This window comes from Microvirga rosea, from assembly GCF_020595095.1.
Taxonomy (GTDB): Bacteria; Pseudomonadota; Alphaproteobacteria; order Rhizobiales; family Beijerinckiaceae; genus Microvirga; species Microvirga rosea.
The window spans coordinates 199652-213609 of record NZ_JAJDOP010000003.1 but is presented as its reverse complement, the minus strand read 5'-3'; the positions used below and the strand labels follow the sequence as shown (position 1 = coordinate 213609).

Genomic DNA, 13958 nt, shown 5'->3' with positions numbered 1-13958 from the left:
TGTGGCACGATTCTCCTGACTCGAAGGTTGCTAGCCTGCGGAAGGAAAAGCTTCCTGTGCATCGTGGTGGATTATGCCATCGGAGACAGCGCCAATGCCCACAAGGCTATGGCAGAACCGAACATGGCAAGGGAAGCGATTTCAGCGGCCGTTTCCAGAATAAGGCGAAGCATGATGATGACCTCCGTGTTCTCGATAAGTTCATCATTGTTCGTTGTATGTTCTGTGTAAAGCAGTGGATATTGCTGCTTTGCTCGCTGAGTCAACAAAGCGTTAAGAGCCATCCGTCGGGCGGATCGGGATGATCTGGCAGAGGGCAAAGGCAGCACGACGCAGAGGACGCGGGCGGGTAAAAGCCGAAAGCGGCTGGCCGGCCTGCAGGCGATGAAACGGTGAAGGGCCCTGATTCAGGGCAGCTGCACAACCAATCCGTCGCGAATCGTGACCCGGCGATCCATACGGGCCGCGAGATCGAGATTGTGGGTGGCGATCAGGGCAGCGAGCTTCGATGCACGCACGATGGCAACGAGCGTCTGAAACACCCGATCAGCCGTGTTGGGATCGAGATTGCCGGTCGGCTCATCCGCAAGCAGCAGACGGGGCGCGTTCGCGACAGCGCGTGCGATGGCGACGCGTTGCTGCTCGCCGCCGGATAACTCGCCGGGACGGTTGTCGAGGCGCTTGGCAAGGCCGAGGAACGTCAGAATCTGCGTTGCCCTTTCCTGCGCATCACCCTTCTTCAGGCCACGAATGAGCTGAGGCAGCACAACGTTTTCCAGGGCCGAGAATTCCGGCAGCAGATGGTGGAACTGGTACACGAATCCCAGCTCCTCCCGGCGGAGGCGTGTGCGTTCATGGTCGCCCATGGCGGCGGTCGGCTTTCCCCCGACGAAAACCTCGCCGCCGTCCGGCTTTTCGAGCAAGCCCGCCACATGCAGCAACGTTGACTTGCCGGTGCCCGAGGGCGCGATGAGAGCGACGATCTCGCCCGGCCAGATTGCCAGATCGACGCCGCGCAAGACTTCGAGGAAGCCCTCCCCTTGCGGATAGCGCCGTTCGACTTTCGACAGATAGAGAGCGGGTTTCTGGTGGCCGGACGACATGATTTACCCGTAGCGCAAAGCCTCGACGGGATCGAGCTTGGCGGCCCGCCATGACGGATAAAGCGTCGCGAGCAGGGACAGGACCATCGCCATCACGAGGATCGTGATCACCTCGGTTGGATTCACGTCGGCCGGAAGGCGGCTGAGAAAGTAGAGCTCCGCCGGGAACAGGTTGGTGTTGGTAAGATAGGAGATGAAGTTGCGGATGCTCTCCACGTTGAGCGCCAACAGCAATCCGAGCCCAAATCCGGCAATCGTGCCGACGATTCCGATGGATGCGCCCGTGATCAGAAAGACGCGCATGACCGCGCCTCTCGTCGCACCCATGGTCCGGAGAATCGCGATATCGCTGGATTTGTCCTTCACGAGCATGATCAGGCCGGAAATGATGTTCAGCGCCGCCACGAGAACGATGAGCGTGAGGATAAGAAACATCACGTTTCTTTCCACTTCGAGCGCACCGAAGAACGTGCGATTCCTCTGGCGCCAGTCCGTCATCAGGATTTGTCGTCCGGCGGCTTCCTCGATGGCGGCTCTTGCCTCATCGACCTTGTCCGCGTTGTCGAGATAAACCTCGATCAACTGCACGTCGTTGGGACGATTGAAGTAACTTTGCGCTTCCGCCAGCGGCATATAGACGAAACTCGAGTCGAATTCCGACATGCCGATCTCGAACACGGCCTTGACCGGATATCCCTTGATGCGGGGAGCCGTCCCGAACGGGGTCGATGCGCCCCGGGGCGTGATGAGCGTCAAGGTGTCACCTGCTTGGATCGACAACGCTTCCGCGAGGCGTCGTCCGATGGCGACACCGCTGTCCTGGTCGAAGTTCTCCAGGGTGCCCTGCCGAATGTTGTCGGCAATGTGCGAAATCTTGCCCAAGTCCTCGCCGCGAATGCCGCGGACGAGGACGCCGCTGCCGCCATAGGGCGAGGATCCGAAAGCCTGCCCTTCGATGATCGGCAATGCCCGTTTCACGCCGGGCACCGCAGCGATCCGCTTGGTGACCTCCTCGTAATCCGTCAACGGCGTTTCAATGGGAGCAACGAAAATATGACCGTTGATCCCGACGATCTTGTCCAGCAACTCCTTGCGAAAGCCGTTCATCACGGAGAGCACGACAATCAGAGTCGCAACACCGAGCATGATCCCCAGGAAGGAGAAGCCGGCGATAACCGACACGAACCCTTCCCGCCGGCGGGTACGCAGGTAGCGTCCCGCGAGCATCCACTCGAAGAGCGAGAAAGGCTTCGTTCCGGTTTGCTCTGCCTGGGCCATCGTGCGATTAGGAACGGGTGCCGAGCCGCGCGATTACGTCGCCTAGGGGAAGAATCTCACGTTCTCCGGTTGCACGGCGCTTCAGTTCGACCTTGCCGTCCGCAAGCCCCTTGGGCCCGATCAGGATCTGCCAGGGAACGCCGATCAGATCGGCAGTGGCGAACTTTCCGCCCGGACGCTCGTCACGATCATCGTAGAGCACATCATAGCCGGCAGCAGACAGCTGCCGATAAAGGGTGCCGCATGCCTCATCCGTCGCAGCATCGCCGGCCTTGAGATTGAGAAGAGCGATGTCGAAGGGAGCGACCGCATCGGGCCATATGATCCCGCCTTCGTCATGGCTCGCCTCGATAATCGCGGCGATCAGCCGGCTCGGACCGATACCGTACGAGCCCATGTGGACTTCGTGCTCCTGCCCGTCCGGCCCCATGACCTTTGCTCCCATGGGAGCCGAATACTTGGTGCCGAAATAGAAGATATGGCCGACCTCGATGCCGCGCGCCGACATCTTCTTGTCGTCCGGAACAGCGTCGAACCCGGTCGTGTCGTGCATCTCGGAGGTCGCGGCGTAAAGCGAAGTCCACTTGTCGACGATGCCCTGCAATCCCGAGACATTATCGAAATCCGTATCCGCAGCCGGGACCGTGAAGTCGAGATAGTCGGCGTGGCAAAACACCTCGCTTTCGCCGGTCGACGCGAGAATGATGAACTCGTGGCTCAGATCGCCACCGATCGGACCGGTATCGGCCCGCATGGGGATGGCCTTCAAGCCGAGCCGGGCGAAGGTCCGCAGGTAGGCGACGAACATCTTGTTGTAGGAGTGCCGGGCCCCGGCCTGGTCAAGGTCGAAGGAATAGGCGTCCTTCATCAGGAACTCGCGGGAGCGCATCACCCCGAAGCGGGGCCGGACTTCGTCCCGGAACTTCCACTGAATATGGTAGAGATTGAGAGGAAGATCCTTGTAGGAGCGCACATAGGCCCGGAAGATCTCCGTCACCATCTCTTCGTTGGTCGGACCGAACAGCATCTCCCGCTCGTGCCGGTCCTCGATGCGCAGCATTTCCTTGCCATAGGCATCGTACCGTCCCGACTCCCGCCAGAGGTCCGCCGACTGGATGGTCGGCATGAGGAGCTCGATCGCCCCTGAACGGTTCTGCTCCTCCCGGATAATCGCGTTGACCTTGTTCAAAACGCGAAGTCCCAGGGGCAGCCAGGCATAGATTCCTGCAGCTTCCTGGCGGATCAGTCCGGCCCGCAGCATGAGCCGGTGGGAGACGATCTCCGCCTCTTTGGGCGTTTCGCGGAGGATAGGCAGGAAATAGCGGCTCAAACGCATGGAACGCCTTCGGATGATTCAGACGAAGTGGACGGGGGACGACTCGGTTTCAGCACACAACACAGCCCCTGGGCAAAAGACAAGCAGTCATCGCTCCGGAGGAGGTATTGCGACTCCCCTTATACGAAAGAGTAAGGGGAATTGTGCCAAAAATTACATCACTCGTTGCTAAAAAAGGTGACATCCCGCTTTGGTCCCCCTATAAACCGAGGGCTAACGTCTTAGACTTCAAAAAGTCAGAGGTTGCGGTCCGAGTTTCGGGAGGAACAAGATCCTCGTGCGCCATTGCAGGCGACGGCGAAAGAAAGCCAAGGATTAAAAATTGCCAAAAGGCAGTAGAGCAAGGCGAAAGCCTTGCTTTTTTCTTTTCTGAGCTGTCGCGGACGTAAAACTATAGTCCTGAAAGCGGCAGGATGCCGGCAACGATCACCAGCACGACGGCCGACACGAAGGTCGTCCAGAGCGCCTTTTCCCGCAGGCCCGGCGCGGCCGGGGCACCCGGCTCGCTCCCATGCACCACCTCCCCCGCCTCAGCCTGGCTCCGTACGCCGAACGGCAGGATCGCAAACAGCAGGGTCCACCAGATAATGAAGTAGAGGGCCGTGCCGCCGCTGACCCGCAGGTCGAATGCGTTGACCACAATGGCAATGGCTACGGCCGAAACTGCCACGACAACGGCGGCGGTCGTCCAAAAAGATGCCGCGAGAGCTTTAACCATTCGGTTCAAGACCTTTCCTACGCCTGCTCAAGCTCGACAAGGCTTCCCAGGAAATCCTTCGGGTGGAGAAACAGCACCGGCTTTCCGTGCGCTCCGATTTTAGGCTCTCCCGAGCCGAGCACCCGAGCCCCTTTCGAGAGCAACTGATCCCGGGCCTGTTCAATATCGTCCACCTCGTAGCAGAGGTGATGAATGCCGCCGTCGGGATTTTTCTCGAGAAACTTGGCGATAGGAGAATCCACTCCAAGCGGCTCGAGCAGCTCGATCTTGGTGTTCGGGAGAGTGATGAAGACCACCGTGACTCCATGCTCCGGCAGAGCCTCGGGGGCAGAAACCTGCGCCCCGAGAGTGCTGCGGTAAATCCCGGACGCAGCTTCGATATCCCGAACCGCGATGGCAACATGGTTAAGGCGCCCGATCATTCGCAGATCCTCTTCACAGCGGCGGCGTCATACCTCGACGACGAGCACATGGCAGGCGGGCTTCTTGCCCCATGCCTCGTTGACGGCCGAGCGTACACCGCGGTGCACGGCCGTCTCCACCGCTTCCGGATCGCGGCGCCGTGCCTTTGGCAACCCATCGAGCACGTCCCCGACAACATCGGCGATAAGATCGAGCATGTTTTCGCCCTGTCGGTTCTTCTCGGGTAGGCCCATGGCATCGACAATCGGATCACCGGCCAAGTCACCTTTGTCATCGATGGCGATGGCAACCGTGACAATTCCCGCAAACGCTAGCTTGCGCCGCTCCGGCAGGGCCCGTTCGCCCGCCCCGATGACGATATTGCCATCCTTGTAGAGCCGCCCGGCGGGCAGCCGATCGATGATCTCGGGGCGCCCCGGGGCGAGACGCACGAGGGTGCCGTTTCGTGCCTGGACGACCTCATCGACCCCTTGCTTACGGGCGAATTTCGCGTGCTCTGCGAGATGAAGCGCCTCGCCATGAGCCGGAATCGCGATCTTAGGCTTGGTCCATTGATACATCTGGGCGAGTTCACCCCGCCGCGGGTGGCCCGAAACATGGACGAGCTCGTTGCGGTCGGTGATGATTTCGATGCCCTGTTCGATCAAGCTGTTGATGATCGAGCCGATATCCTTCTCGTTGCCAGGGATGGCCCGGGACGAGAAGATCACGCGATCCCCAGCGGAAAGCGCGATGTCGGGATGCTCGTCCTGAGCGATACGGGCCAGAGCGGCCCGCGGTTCGCCTTGCGATCCCGTGAGAAGCGCGACGACCTTGTCGCGCGGCAGATAGCCGAATGTGTCGGGCTTTCGAAACTCGGGAAGCCCGTCGAGATAACCACATTCCGTGGCGACATCGAGAACGCGATCCATGGCGCGTCCGACCACCACGACCTCACGTCCGCATTCCCGAGCGGCCTCGGCCACCGAGCGAATGCGGGCGACGTTCGACGCAAAGGTCGTGATGGCGACGCGATGCGGCGCGTCCTTGATCAGGGTCGCAAGATTTTTCGCGACATCGGCTTCGCTCGGGCTCTCCCCTTCACGCACAACGTTGGTGGAGTCGCAGACGAGCGCCAGCACACCTTCATCGCCCAGAGCGCGGAACGTCGTCTCCGAAGTCAGGCTGCCGAGATAGGGCGTCGGATCAAGTTTCCAGTCGCCGGTGTGGACCACGAGCCCGAGGGGCGTACGGATCGCAAGCGCATTGGATTCGGGAATGGAGTGAGCGACGGGCACATACTCGATGTTGAAGGGGCCGGTCTGGAGCCGCTGGCCCGGCACGATCTCCTTGAGTTCGATCTTCGGCGCTCCCGGTTCGGACAGTCGGCGGGTTTCGAGCAGGCCGGCCGCAAAGCGCGTGACATAAACAGGCGCCCGGAGACGGGGCCACATCTCGACGAGCGCGCCAATGTGGTCTTCGTGGGCATGGGTGATGAAGATCCCGAGGAGGTTATGCCGCTCCTCCTCGATGAACCGAAGATCCGGATACACAAGATCGATGCCGGGAAGATGCTCCTCCCCGCCAAATCCCATACCGCAATCGACCAGAATCCACTGACGGCTCAGTTCCGGGCCGAAACCATAGAGCGCGGCGTTCATCCCGATCTCGCCCAAGCCTCCGAGGGGCAGAAAGACCAGTTCATCGTCAGAGGAAGCCATCGATCAGGACCTTGTCGTACCGGGTGCGAGCTTGTCTATATCGTGTTGCAAATGAGGAAAATAAAGATCGCCCGCGTCGATCAGTTCCGTTCCTGTCGGCGTTTTCAGCATCAAACGCCCATGCCGATCAAGCCCGTCGAAGCATCCCTGCCGATTGCCGGCCGGAAGGCGGATCGTCACGTTCTGTCCGATACCGGCGGCCCGCTCGAGCCATAAATGCCGGATGGCTCCGAAGCGATCGGACGGGGCAAGGCGCGAGGCAGCCTGCCACGCGCTGAAGGTCCGCGCAAACGCACTGGAAAGTGCTTCGAAAATGGCCTCTCGGGTCACATCCTCACGGAGCGTCCGCAACGAGGCCGTCGGATAGGGCGTTCCAGATGGAGCCAATGCGATGTTCACACCGCATCCGATGATGATCGCCAGCGTGCCGCCAATACGATGCCCTTCCAGAAGGAGCCCCGATACCTTTCCCCCATCGAGCAGAACGTCGTTGGGCCACTTGAGGGCCAAGCGCGGATGACCTGTGCCGGTGATCGCCTCGATAGCCTCATGCAGCGCCAGTCCCGCAACAAAACCGAGCTGCGGCGCAGACGGCGCATCACACGGGTCGATCAGGAGAAGGCTGGCATAGAGATTGCCGACCGGTGACGACCACTGACGACCGTGCCGTCCCCTGCCCGCATTCTGTTCTGCAGCTACGATCCAGAGCTTTCCCGGGTCACCCTGTTGGGCGGCCCGTAGAGCGTCGTCGTTGGTCGAGCCCGTCGCCTCGAGCGAGAGCAGCCTGTAGCCGGCGGTCTCTGTCTCACGCGAAAGATGCACGTCAGAACAGAGACCTGGCAGCGGCGGCAGCCGCCGCATTCAGGGGAGCCGGGACGAGCACATAGAGAACGACGAACACGCTGGACAGGGCCAAAACGAGTTTCACACCTGCAGGCATAGCATCGTAACGCTCCGCCGGTTCGTCGAAATACATCACCTTGACGATCCGGAGATAGTAGTACGCGCCGACGACGCTGGTCACCACGCCGATCACAGCCAGGGTCACGAGATTCGCCTTAATGGCGGCGTTGAACACTGCGAACTTGGCGAAGAAGCCGGCGAGAGGCGGGATACCCGCGAGCGAGAACATCATCATGGCCAGGCAGAACGCCAGCACGGGATGCGTGCGGGCGATGCCTGAAAGATCCTCGATCTTCTCGAACATCACGTTGCCGCGGCGAAGCCCGAGAATGACCGCGAATGAACCGAGTGTCATGGCCAGATAGATCGCCATGTAGATGGCGACGCCCTGCACGCCCTCCGGCGTGCCGGTGGCGAGACCGATGAGGGCGTAGCCCACATTGCCGATGGAAGAGTAAGCCATCAGGCGCTTGAGGTTGCGCTGACCGATCGCCGCGAACGATCCGAGAACCATAGAGGCGATCGAGATGAACACGATGATCTGCTGCCACTGGCCCAGGATGCCGGGGAACGCGTAAACGAACACGCGGGTCGCCATGGCCATGCCGGCCATCTTCGGAGCAGCGGCAAAAAACGCCGTGACGGGCGTCGGCGAACCTTCGTAGACGTCCGGCGTCCACATGTGGAACGGGACGGCCGAGATCTTGAAGGCAATGCCCGCAGCGACGAAGACCAGGCCGAAGATCAGCCCGTTGCTCACCGTGCCGTGAAGCGACGCTGCGATTGTCGGGAAGGATACCGAGCCGGTGAAGCCGTAGACCAGCGAGGCGCCATAGAGCAGCATGCCTGAGGACAGGGCGCCGAGAACGAAATACTTCAAGCCGGCTTCCGTCGACCGGACATTGTCGCGGTCGAACGCCGCGATGACGTAGGACGAGAGGCTCAGAAGCTCCAGGCCGAGATAAAGAGCGATCAGATCATTGGCCGAAATCACCATCAGCATGCCGATGGTGCAGAGGATGATCAGGATCGGATACTCGAACCGATTGATCCCCTCGCGGCGCATATAGTCGATCGACAGGATAACGCCGCCTGCGGAAGCGATCAGCGTCAGGGCCTTCATGAACTTGGCGAACGAGTCGACCACAAAGGACCCGCTCATCGTCTCCATGCGCCCGGAGGGCAGCATGAGCAACGCCACGAATGCGAGCGCAAGCAGCACCAGCGCGACGCCGTTCATGGCCCCGGCGGATCGCTCGCCACGGAACGCTCCGAACAAAACCAGGATGAGAGCGCCCGCTGCCAGAATGATTTCCGGCAACGCTGGACCAAGGGCGGGAAAGACGAGGGCGGTATTCATCGTGACCTCAGTGTGCGGCAACGGCCGCCGTTTTCACGGTTTCGAGGGCGGCCTGGTAGCCCTGCATGAGAGCATTGGTCGGTGCCGCGAAGGTGTCGAGGATCGGACCGGGCTGCACGCCGTAGTAGATGACGAGCAGAACGAGCGGCACGAGGGTGAGCATTTCGCGGCCGGTCAGGTCCGTCATGGTCTGGAGGGACGGCTTGGTGAGCGCTCCATAGACCACGCGACGATAGAGCCACAATGCATAGGCGGCCGAGAGGATCACACCGCTGGCGGCGAAGAATGCGACCCAAGGGTTAGACCGGAATGCACCGATGAGGGTCAGGAACTCGCCGACGAAGCCGGATGTGCCGGGCAGGCCGACATTGGCCATCGTGAAGATCAGGAACGCAACCGCATAGAACGGCATCCGCTCCACCAGCCCGCCATAGGCGGAGATTTCCCGGGTATGAAGGCGATCGTAGACCACACCGACGCAAAGGAAGAGCGCTCCGGAGACCAGGCCGTGGGACACCATCTGGAACATGGCGCCCTGGATGCCCTGCGGGTTCATGCTGAAGAGCCCCATCGTCACGAAGCCCATATGAGCCACGGACGAATAAGCGATAAGCTTCTTCATGTCCTGCTGCACGAGAGCCACGAGCGAGGTGTAGACGATCGCAATCACGGACAGGGAATAGACGAGCGGGGCAAAATACACCGAGGCATCCGGGAACATGGGCAGGGAAACCCGGATGAACCCGTAACCGCCCATCTTCAGCAGGATTGCCGCCAGGATCACCGATCCCGCCGTCGGAGCTTCGACGTGAGCATCCGGCAGCCAGGTATGGACCGGCCACATGGGCATCTTCACCGCGAAGGAGGCGAAGAAGGCGAGCCACAGCCAAGTCTGCAGGTTCGCGGCGAACTTGAACTTCAGGAGCGTCGGGATATCGGTCGTTCCTGCCGCCCAGTACATGGCCATGATGGCAAGGAGCATCAGGACCGAGCCGAGCAGCGTGTAGAGGAAGAACTTGAAGCTCGCGTAGATGCGCCGCTTGCCACCCCAGATGCCGATGATGAGGAACATCGGGATGAGGCCCGCTTCGAAGAACAGGTAGAAGAGAACGAGATCCAACGCCGCAAAGACACCAATCATCGTCATTTCGAGGACGAGAAAGGCGACGAAGTACTCCTTCACCCGGTGGCTGATCGATTCCCACGATGCCACGATGCAGAACGGCATCAGGAACGTGGTCAGCAGGATGAACGGCATCGAGAAGCCGTCGACCCCGAGCTTGAACCGGATCGTATCCGTGAGCCAGGCATGGCTTTCGACAAGCTGGAAAGCCGAGGAGGCGCTGTCAAACCGGCTCCAGGCCACGAGCGACAGCAGGAAGGTCAGGACGGTCGTCGCCAGCGCGATCCAGCGGGCGTTCGCGCGCGCGGCCTCGCTGTCCCCTCTCAAGGTGAGAATGAAAGCCGCACCGATAAGGGGAAGGACAAGAAGTCCGGAGAGAATGCCGAACCCGAGCATTAGTGCGTTCCCCTGAGGAGATAGAAGGACACGAGAGCGGCGACGCCGATCAGCATGGCGAAGGCGTAATGATACACATAGCCCGTCTGGACCCGGACGACACCCCGGGTCACGTCGAGGACACGGGCAGATACGCCGTCGGGACCGAGCCCGTCGATGACCCGCTGGTCGCCCGTCCGCCAGAAGAAACGGCCGAGACGGATCGCAGGACGGACGAAGATGGCGTCATAGATCTCGTCGAAATACCACTTGTTGAGCAGGAAGCGGTACAGGATCGGATGATCCGCCGCCAGCTGCACGGGCTTCTTCGAGTCCAGGATGTACATGTAGTACGCAAGCAGGAACCCAAGGGCCATCATCACGGTCGGGATCAAGGGAACCCAGCCCGGAATGTGGTGCATTTCCTCGAGAATGTGATTCTCGGGACGGGTGAAGAGCGACCCCTTCCAGAACTCCGCGGCGCCATGGCCGAGGAATGCCTCGTGGAAGACCAGGCCGGCCACGAGCGCGCCGATCGCCAGAACCACCAGTGGCACCAGCATGACGAGCGGGCTCTCGTGCGGTGTATGAGCGTGACCGTGTCCGCCATGCTCGTGATCCGCATGCGAGGCAGGCTCGACATCATGGCCGTGGTCGTCATGCTCGACCCCCTCATGGGCGCTGGCATGATGGTGTGAATCCCCCCAGCGGGCCTGACCTTCGAAGGTCATGAAGAACAGGCGCCAGGAATAGAACGACGTCATGAAGGCTGCGATCACCGTGGACAGGAACGCGAAGTTCCCAGCGGCGCTGTGCGATGCAAACGCCGCTTCGATGATGGCATCCTTGGAGTAATATCCGGCCGTGAACGGGAATCCGGTCAGTGCCAGAGTGCCGATCGCCATCATCGCCGTGGTGAACGGAATGTAACGGCGGAGGGCTCCCATGCTGCGCATATCCTGCTCATGATGCATGGCATGAATGACGGAGCCGGCGCCGAGGAACAGCAAAGCCTTGAAGAAGGCGTGCGTGAACAGGTGGAACACCCCCGCGCTATAGGCGCCGACGCCAAGTCCGACGAACATATAGCCGAGCTGCGAACAGGTTGAGTAGGCGATCACCCGCTTGATGTCGTTCTGAACCAGACCGACCGTCGCGGCGAAGAAGGCCGTGATGCCGCCGATGACGGTGACGACGGTCAACGCCGTCGGGGCGTGTTCGAAGAGTGGAGACAGGCGCGCCACCATGAAAACGCCGGCGGTCACCATGGTCGCCGCATGGATGAGTGCGGAGACCGGCGTCGGCCCTTCCATCGCATCCGGCAGCCAGGTGTGCAGCAGGAACTGAGCCGATTTGCCCATGGCTCCCATGAACAGCAGCAGGCAGGTCAGGGTCAGGGCGTTCCAGTCGAAACCCAGGAAATGGAAGCGGTTATTGGCAAGGTCCGCAACGCGGGGGAAGATCTGGTCGAATGCGATGCTGTTGAACAGCACGAACACCAGGCAGATTCCGAGAACGAAACCGAAATCGCCGACGCGGTTGACGATGAAGGCCTTCATAGCCGCCGCGTTGGCGGATTCCTTGTGGTACCAGAAGCCGATCAGCAGATAGCTGGCGAGACCCACGCCTTCCCAGCCGAAGAACATCTGGGCCAGGTTGTCCGACGTCACCAGCATGAGCATGGCGAAGGTAAACAGGGACAGGTAGGCGAAGAACCGCGACCGGTGCGGATCCTCGTGCATGTAGCCGATGGAATAGAGGTGCACGAGAGCCGAAACGGTATTGACCACGACGAGCATCATGGCCGTGAGCGTGTCGATCCGGAACGCCCAGTCCACCTGCAGATCGCCGACGGACATCCACTGGGCGACCTGGACGCGAGTTGCGCCGTCGCCGAAGCCGACCTGGATGAAGGATATCCAGGACAGCACCGCGACGACGAACAGAAGCGCGGTCGTGATGATCTCGCTCGGACGCGGACCGATGATCCGACCGAACAAACCTGCAATGAGGAAGCCGACGAGCGGCAGGAAGACGATTGCTTGATACATGATCGATCCGCTCGGGCTTAGCCCCTCATCATATTGACGTCTTCAACCGCGATGGAGCCGCGGTTGCGGAAGAACACCACCAGAATGGCAAGGCCGATAGCCGCCTCCGCCGCCGCGACCGTGAGGATCAGCAGCGCAAAGACCTGTCCGACGATGTCATTCATGTGAGTGGAGAAGGCGACCATGTTGATGTTGACGGCGAGCAGGATCAGCTCGATCGACATCAAAATCACGATCACGTTCTTCCGGTTGATAAAGATACCGAACACGCCGAGGGTGAAGAGCACGGCGGCAACGGTAAGATAATGACCAAGTCCGATGACCATCGCATGCGCTCCTTAGATACCCTGGCGGAAGGGAACCTTCCGCAGTTGCACGGCCTCTTCCTGGGTCCGGGCGTTCTGCCGGGAGATGTCTTGGCGCCGGACGCCGACGCGCTCACGCAGCGTCAGGACGATCGCACCGATCATCGCCACCAGCAGGATCAGCCCTGCGGCTTGGAAGAAGTAGAAATACCGGGTGTAGAGAACCTGGCCGAGCGCCTCGGTATTCGTCATGACGTCGGGCGCTGGGATCGGCACGGCAGCGGTCCGGATGATGTTCGGATCGATCACATAGGCGCCGATGACCAGGATCAACTCAAGAAGGAATATCACGCCGATCAGCGCGCCGACCGGGAGATACTGCAGGAAGCCTTGACGAAGCTCGGCGAAGTCGACGTCGAGCATCATCACGACGAAGAGGAACAGCACCGCGACCGCGCCCACATAGACGATGACCAGGATCATCGCCAGGAACTCCGCCCCCATCATCAGGAACAATCCCGCCGCATTCACGAAGGCGAGAATGAGGAAAAGCACCGATTGCACGGGATTGCGAGACGCGATCACCATGAATCCCGAAGCGACGGTAAAGGTCGCAAAAAGATAAAAGAAGGCGGCAGTGACCGTCATGCTTCAAGCTCAAGCCGCGCCAGAGCGGCCCCTTCCAAACCTGGCGCCGGGGGATCCGGCGGCCCGTCTATAATGTGCGAATCCGGAGGGAACAACCCGCCGGACCAGTTTGCCCCCTGCCCTATGAAGGGCAGGAAACGCTTACCGATAAGGTGCGTTCTTCGCGATGTTGCGCGCGATCTCACGCTCCCAGCGCTCGCCGTTCGCGAGAAGCTTGGCCTTGTCGTAGTAGAGCTCCTCGCGGGTCTCCACGGAGAACTCGAAGTTAGGCCCCTCGACGATGGCATCGACCGGACACGCCTCTTGGCACATCCCGCAGTAAATGCACTTCACCATGTCGATGTCGTACCGGGTGGTGCGCCGGGTGCCGTCGTTCCGGCGAGGTCCGGCCTCGATGGTGATAGCCTGGGCCGGGCAGATGGCTTCGCAGAGCTTGCAGGCAATGCAGCGCTCTTCCCCGTTCGGGTAGCGCCGAAGCGCGTGCTCACCCCGGAACCGCGGTCCGCGGTGACCCATCTCGAAGGGATAGTTGATCGTCGCCTTCGGCTTGAAGAAGTACTTCATGGCCAGCACAAAGCCGGCGACGAACTCCCTCAGAAGAAGCGATTTTGCGACCTGATCGAGCTTCATGAGCT

Annotated in this window: 14 protein-coding genes; all 14 read right to left on the bottom strand. The window is 60.8% G+C overall.

Features of this window, described 5'->3' with window-relative positions:
* Positions 1 to 71: 71 nt before the first annotated feature.
* Positions 72 to 284 (bottom strand): hypothetical protein, encoded by a 213-nt coding sequence (locus LJD17_RS09010; RefSeq protein ID WP_227383843.1) that lies wholly within the window; start codon positions 282 to 284, stop codon positions 72 to 74.
* A gap of 123 nt (positions 285 to 407) precedes the next feature.
* Complete coding sequence (locus LJD17_RS09005) at positions 408 to 1103, bottom strand: ABC transporter ATP-binding protein (RefSeq protein WP_227383842.1); 696 nt, start codon at positions 1101 to 1103, stop codon at positions 408 to 410.
* A 3-nt stretch (positions 1104 to 1106) separates the two neighbouring features.
* Positions 1107 to 2381: a lipoprotein-releasing ABC transporter permease subunit gene (locus LJD17_RS09000; RefSeq protein WP_227383841.1), complete on the bottom strand. Its 1275-nt coding sequence runs from the start codon at positions 2379 to 2381 to the stop codon at positions 1107 to 1109.
* A gap of 7 nt (positions 2382 to 2388) precedes the next feature.
* Positions 2389 to 3717 carry a proline--tRNA ligase gene (gene proS, locus LJD17_RS08995; RefSeq protein WP_227383840.1) on the bottom strand — a complete coding sequence of 443 codons (1329 nt, stop codon included), beginning with the start codon at positions 3715 to 3717 and terminating at the stop codon, positions 2389 to 2391.
* Between the two features lie 391 nt (positions 3718 to 4108).
* Positions 4109 to 4435 (bottom strand): DUF1467 family protein, encoded by a 327-nt coding sequence (locus tag LJD17_RS08990; protein WP_227384286.1) that lies wholly within the window; start codon positions 4433 to 4435, stop codon positions 4109 to 4111.
* A gap of 17 nt (positions 4436 to 4452) precedes the next feature.
* Positions 4453 to 4857 carry a methylmalonyl-CoA epimerase gene (gene mce, locus LJD17_RS08985; protein ID WP_227383839.1) on the bottom strand — a complete coding sequence of 135 codons (405 nt, stop codon included), beginning with the start codon at positions 4855 to 4857 and terminating at the stop codon, positions 4453 to 4455.
* A gap of 27 nt (positions 4858 to 4884) precedes the next feature.
* On the bottom strand, positions 4885 to 6558 hold the full coding sequence (locus tag LJD17_RS08980) for a ribonuclease J (RefSeq protein WP_227383838.1): 1674 nt from the start codon (positions 6556 to 6558) through the stop codon (positions 4885 to 4887).
* 3 nt (positions 6559 to 6561) lie between these two features.
* Positions 6562 to 7380: a biotin--[acetyl-CoA-carboxylase] ligase gene (locus tag LJD17_RS08975; RefSeq protein WP_227383837.1), complete on the bottom strand. Its 819-nt coding sequence runs from the start codon at positions 7378 to 7380 to the stop codon at positions 6562 to 6564.
* A 1-nt stretch (position 7381) separates the two neighbouring features.
* Complete coding sequence (gene nuoN / locus LJD17_RS08970; RefSeq protein ID WP_227383836.1) at positions 7382 to 8821, bottom strand: NADH-quinone oxidoreductase subunit NuoN; 1440 nt, start codon at positions 8819 to 8821, stop codon at positions 7382 to 7384.
* Between the two features lie 7 nt (positions 8822 to 8828).
* Complete coding sequence (locus LJD17_RS08965) at positions 8829 to 10340, bottom strand: NADH-quinone oxidoreductase subunit M (RefSeq protein WP_227383835.1); 1512 nt, start codon at positions 10338 to 10340, stop codon at positions 8829 to 8831.
* Positions 10340 to 12370, bottom strand: coding sequence for an NADH-quinone oxidoreductase subunit L (gene nuoL, locus LJD17_RS08960; RefSeq protein ID WP_227383834.1), 2031 nt, complete (start codon positions 12368 to 12370; stop codon positions 10340 to 10342). The genes LJD17_RS08965 and nuoL overlap by 1 nt, the downstream gene beginning before the upstream one ends.
* Positions 12371 to 12387: 17 nt before the next feature.
* Positions 12388 to 12696, bottom strand: coding sequence for an NADH-quinone oxidoreductase subunit NuoK (gene nuoK, locus LJD17_RS08955; protein ID WP_114771644.1), 309 nt, complete (start codon positions 12694 to 12696; stop codon positions 12388 to 12390).
* Between the two features lie 12 nt (positions 12697 to 12708).
* Positions 12709 to 13323 (bottom strand): NADH-quinone oxidoreductase subunit J, encoded by a 615-nt coding sequence (locus LJD17_RS08950; protein ID WP_227383833.1) that lies wholly within the window; start codon positions 13321 to 13323, stop codon positions 12709 to 12711.
* Between the two features lie 141 nt (positions 13324 to 13464).
* The gene (gene nuoI / locus LJD17_RS08945) at positions 13465 to 13953 is read right to left on the bottom strand and encodes an NADH-quinone oxidoreductase subunit NuoI (protein ID WP_227383832.1); all 489 of its coding nucleotides are present in this window, start codon (positions 13951 to 13953) and stop codon (positions 13465 to 13467) included.
* Between the last annotated feature and the right edge of the window lie 5 nt (positions 13954 to 13958).

Coding starts and splice junctions, on each gene's coding strand:
- mce (WP_227383839.1), bottom strand. CDS start 4,857: ATGATCGGGCGCCTTAACCATGTTGCCATCGCGGTTCGGGATATCGAA.
- LJD17_RS08990 (WP_227384286.1), bottom strand. CDS start 4,435: ATGGTTAAAGCTCTCGCGGCATCTTTTTGGACGACCGCCGCCGTTGTC.
- LJD17_RS08965 (WP_227383835.1), bottom strand. CDS start 10,340: ATGCTCGGGTTCGGCATTCTCTCCGGACTTCTTGTCCTTCCCCTTATC.
- nuoK (WP_114771644.1), bottom strand. CDS start 12,696: ATGGTCATCGGACTTGGTCATTATCTTACCGTTGCCGCCGTGCTCTTC.
- nuoI (WP_227383832.1), bottom strand. CDS start 13,953: ATGAAGCTCGATCAGGTCGCAAAATCGCTTCTTCTGAGGGAGTTCGTC.
- nuoN (WP_227383836.1), bottom strand. CDS start 8,821: ATGAATACCGCCCTCGTCTTTCCCGCCCTTGGTCCAGCGTTGCCGGAA.
- LJD17_RS08950 (WP_227383833.1), bottom strand. CDS start 13,323: ATGACGGTCACTGCCGCCTTCTTTTATCTTTTTGCGACCTTTACCGTC.
- LJD17_RS08980 (WP_227383838.1), bottom strand. CDS start 6,558: ATGGCTTCCTCTGACGATGAACTGGTCTTTCTGCCCCTCGGAGGCTTG.
- LJD17_RS09010 (WP_227383843.1), bottom strand. CDS start 284: ATGGCTCTTAACGCTTTGTTGACTCAGCGAGCAAAGCAGCAATATCCA.
- nuoL (WP_227383834.1), bottom strand. CDS start 12,370: ATGTATCAAGCAATCGTCTTCCTGCCGCTCGTCGGCTTCCTCATTGCA.
- LJD17_RS09005 (WP_227383842.1), bottom strand. CDS start 1,103: ATGTCGTCCGGCCACCAGAAACCCGCTCTCTATCTGTCGAAAGTCGAA.
- LJD17_RS09000 (WP_227383841.1), bottom strand. CDS start 2,381: ATGGCCCAGGCAGAGCAAACCGGAACGAAGCCTTTCTCGCTCTTCGAG.
- proS (WP_227383840.1), bottom strand. CDS start 3,717: ATGCGTTTGAGCCGCTATTTCCTGCCTATCCTCCGCGAAACGCCCAAA.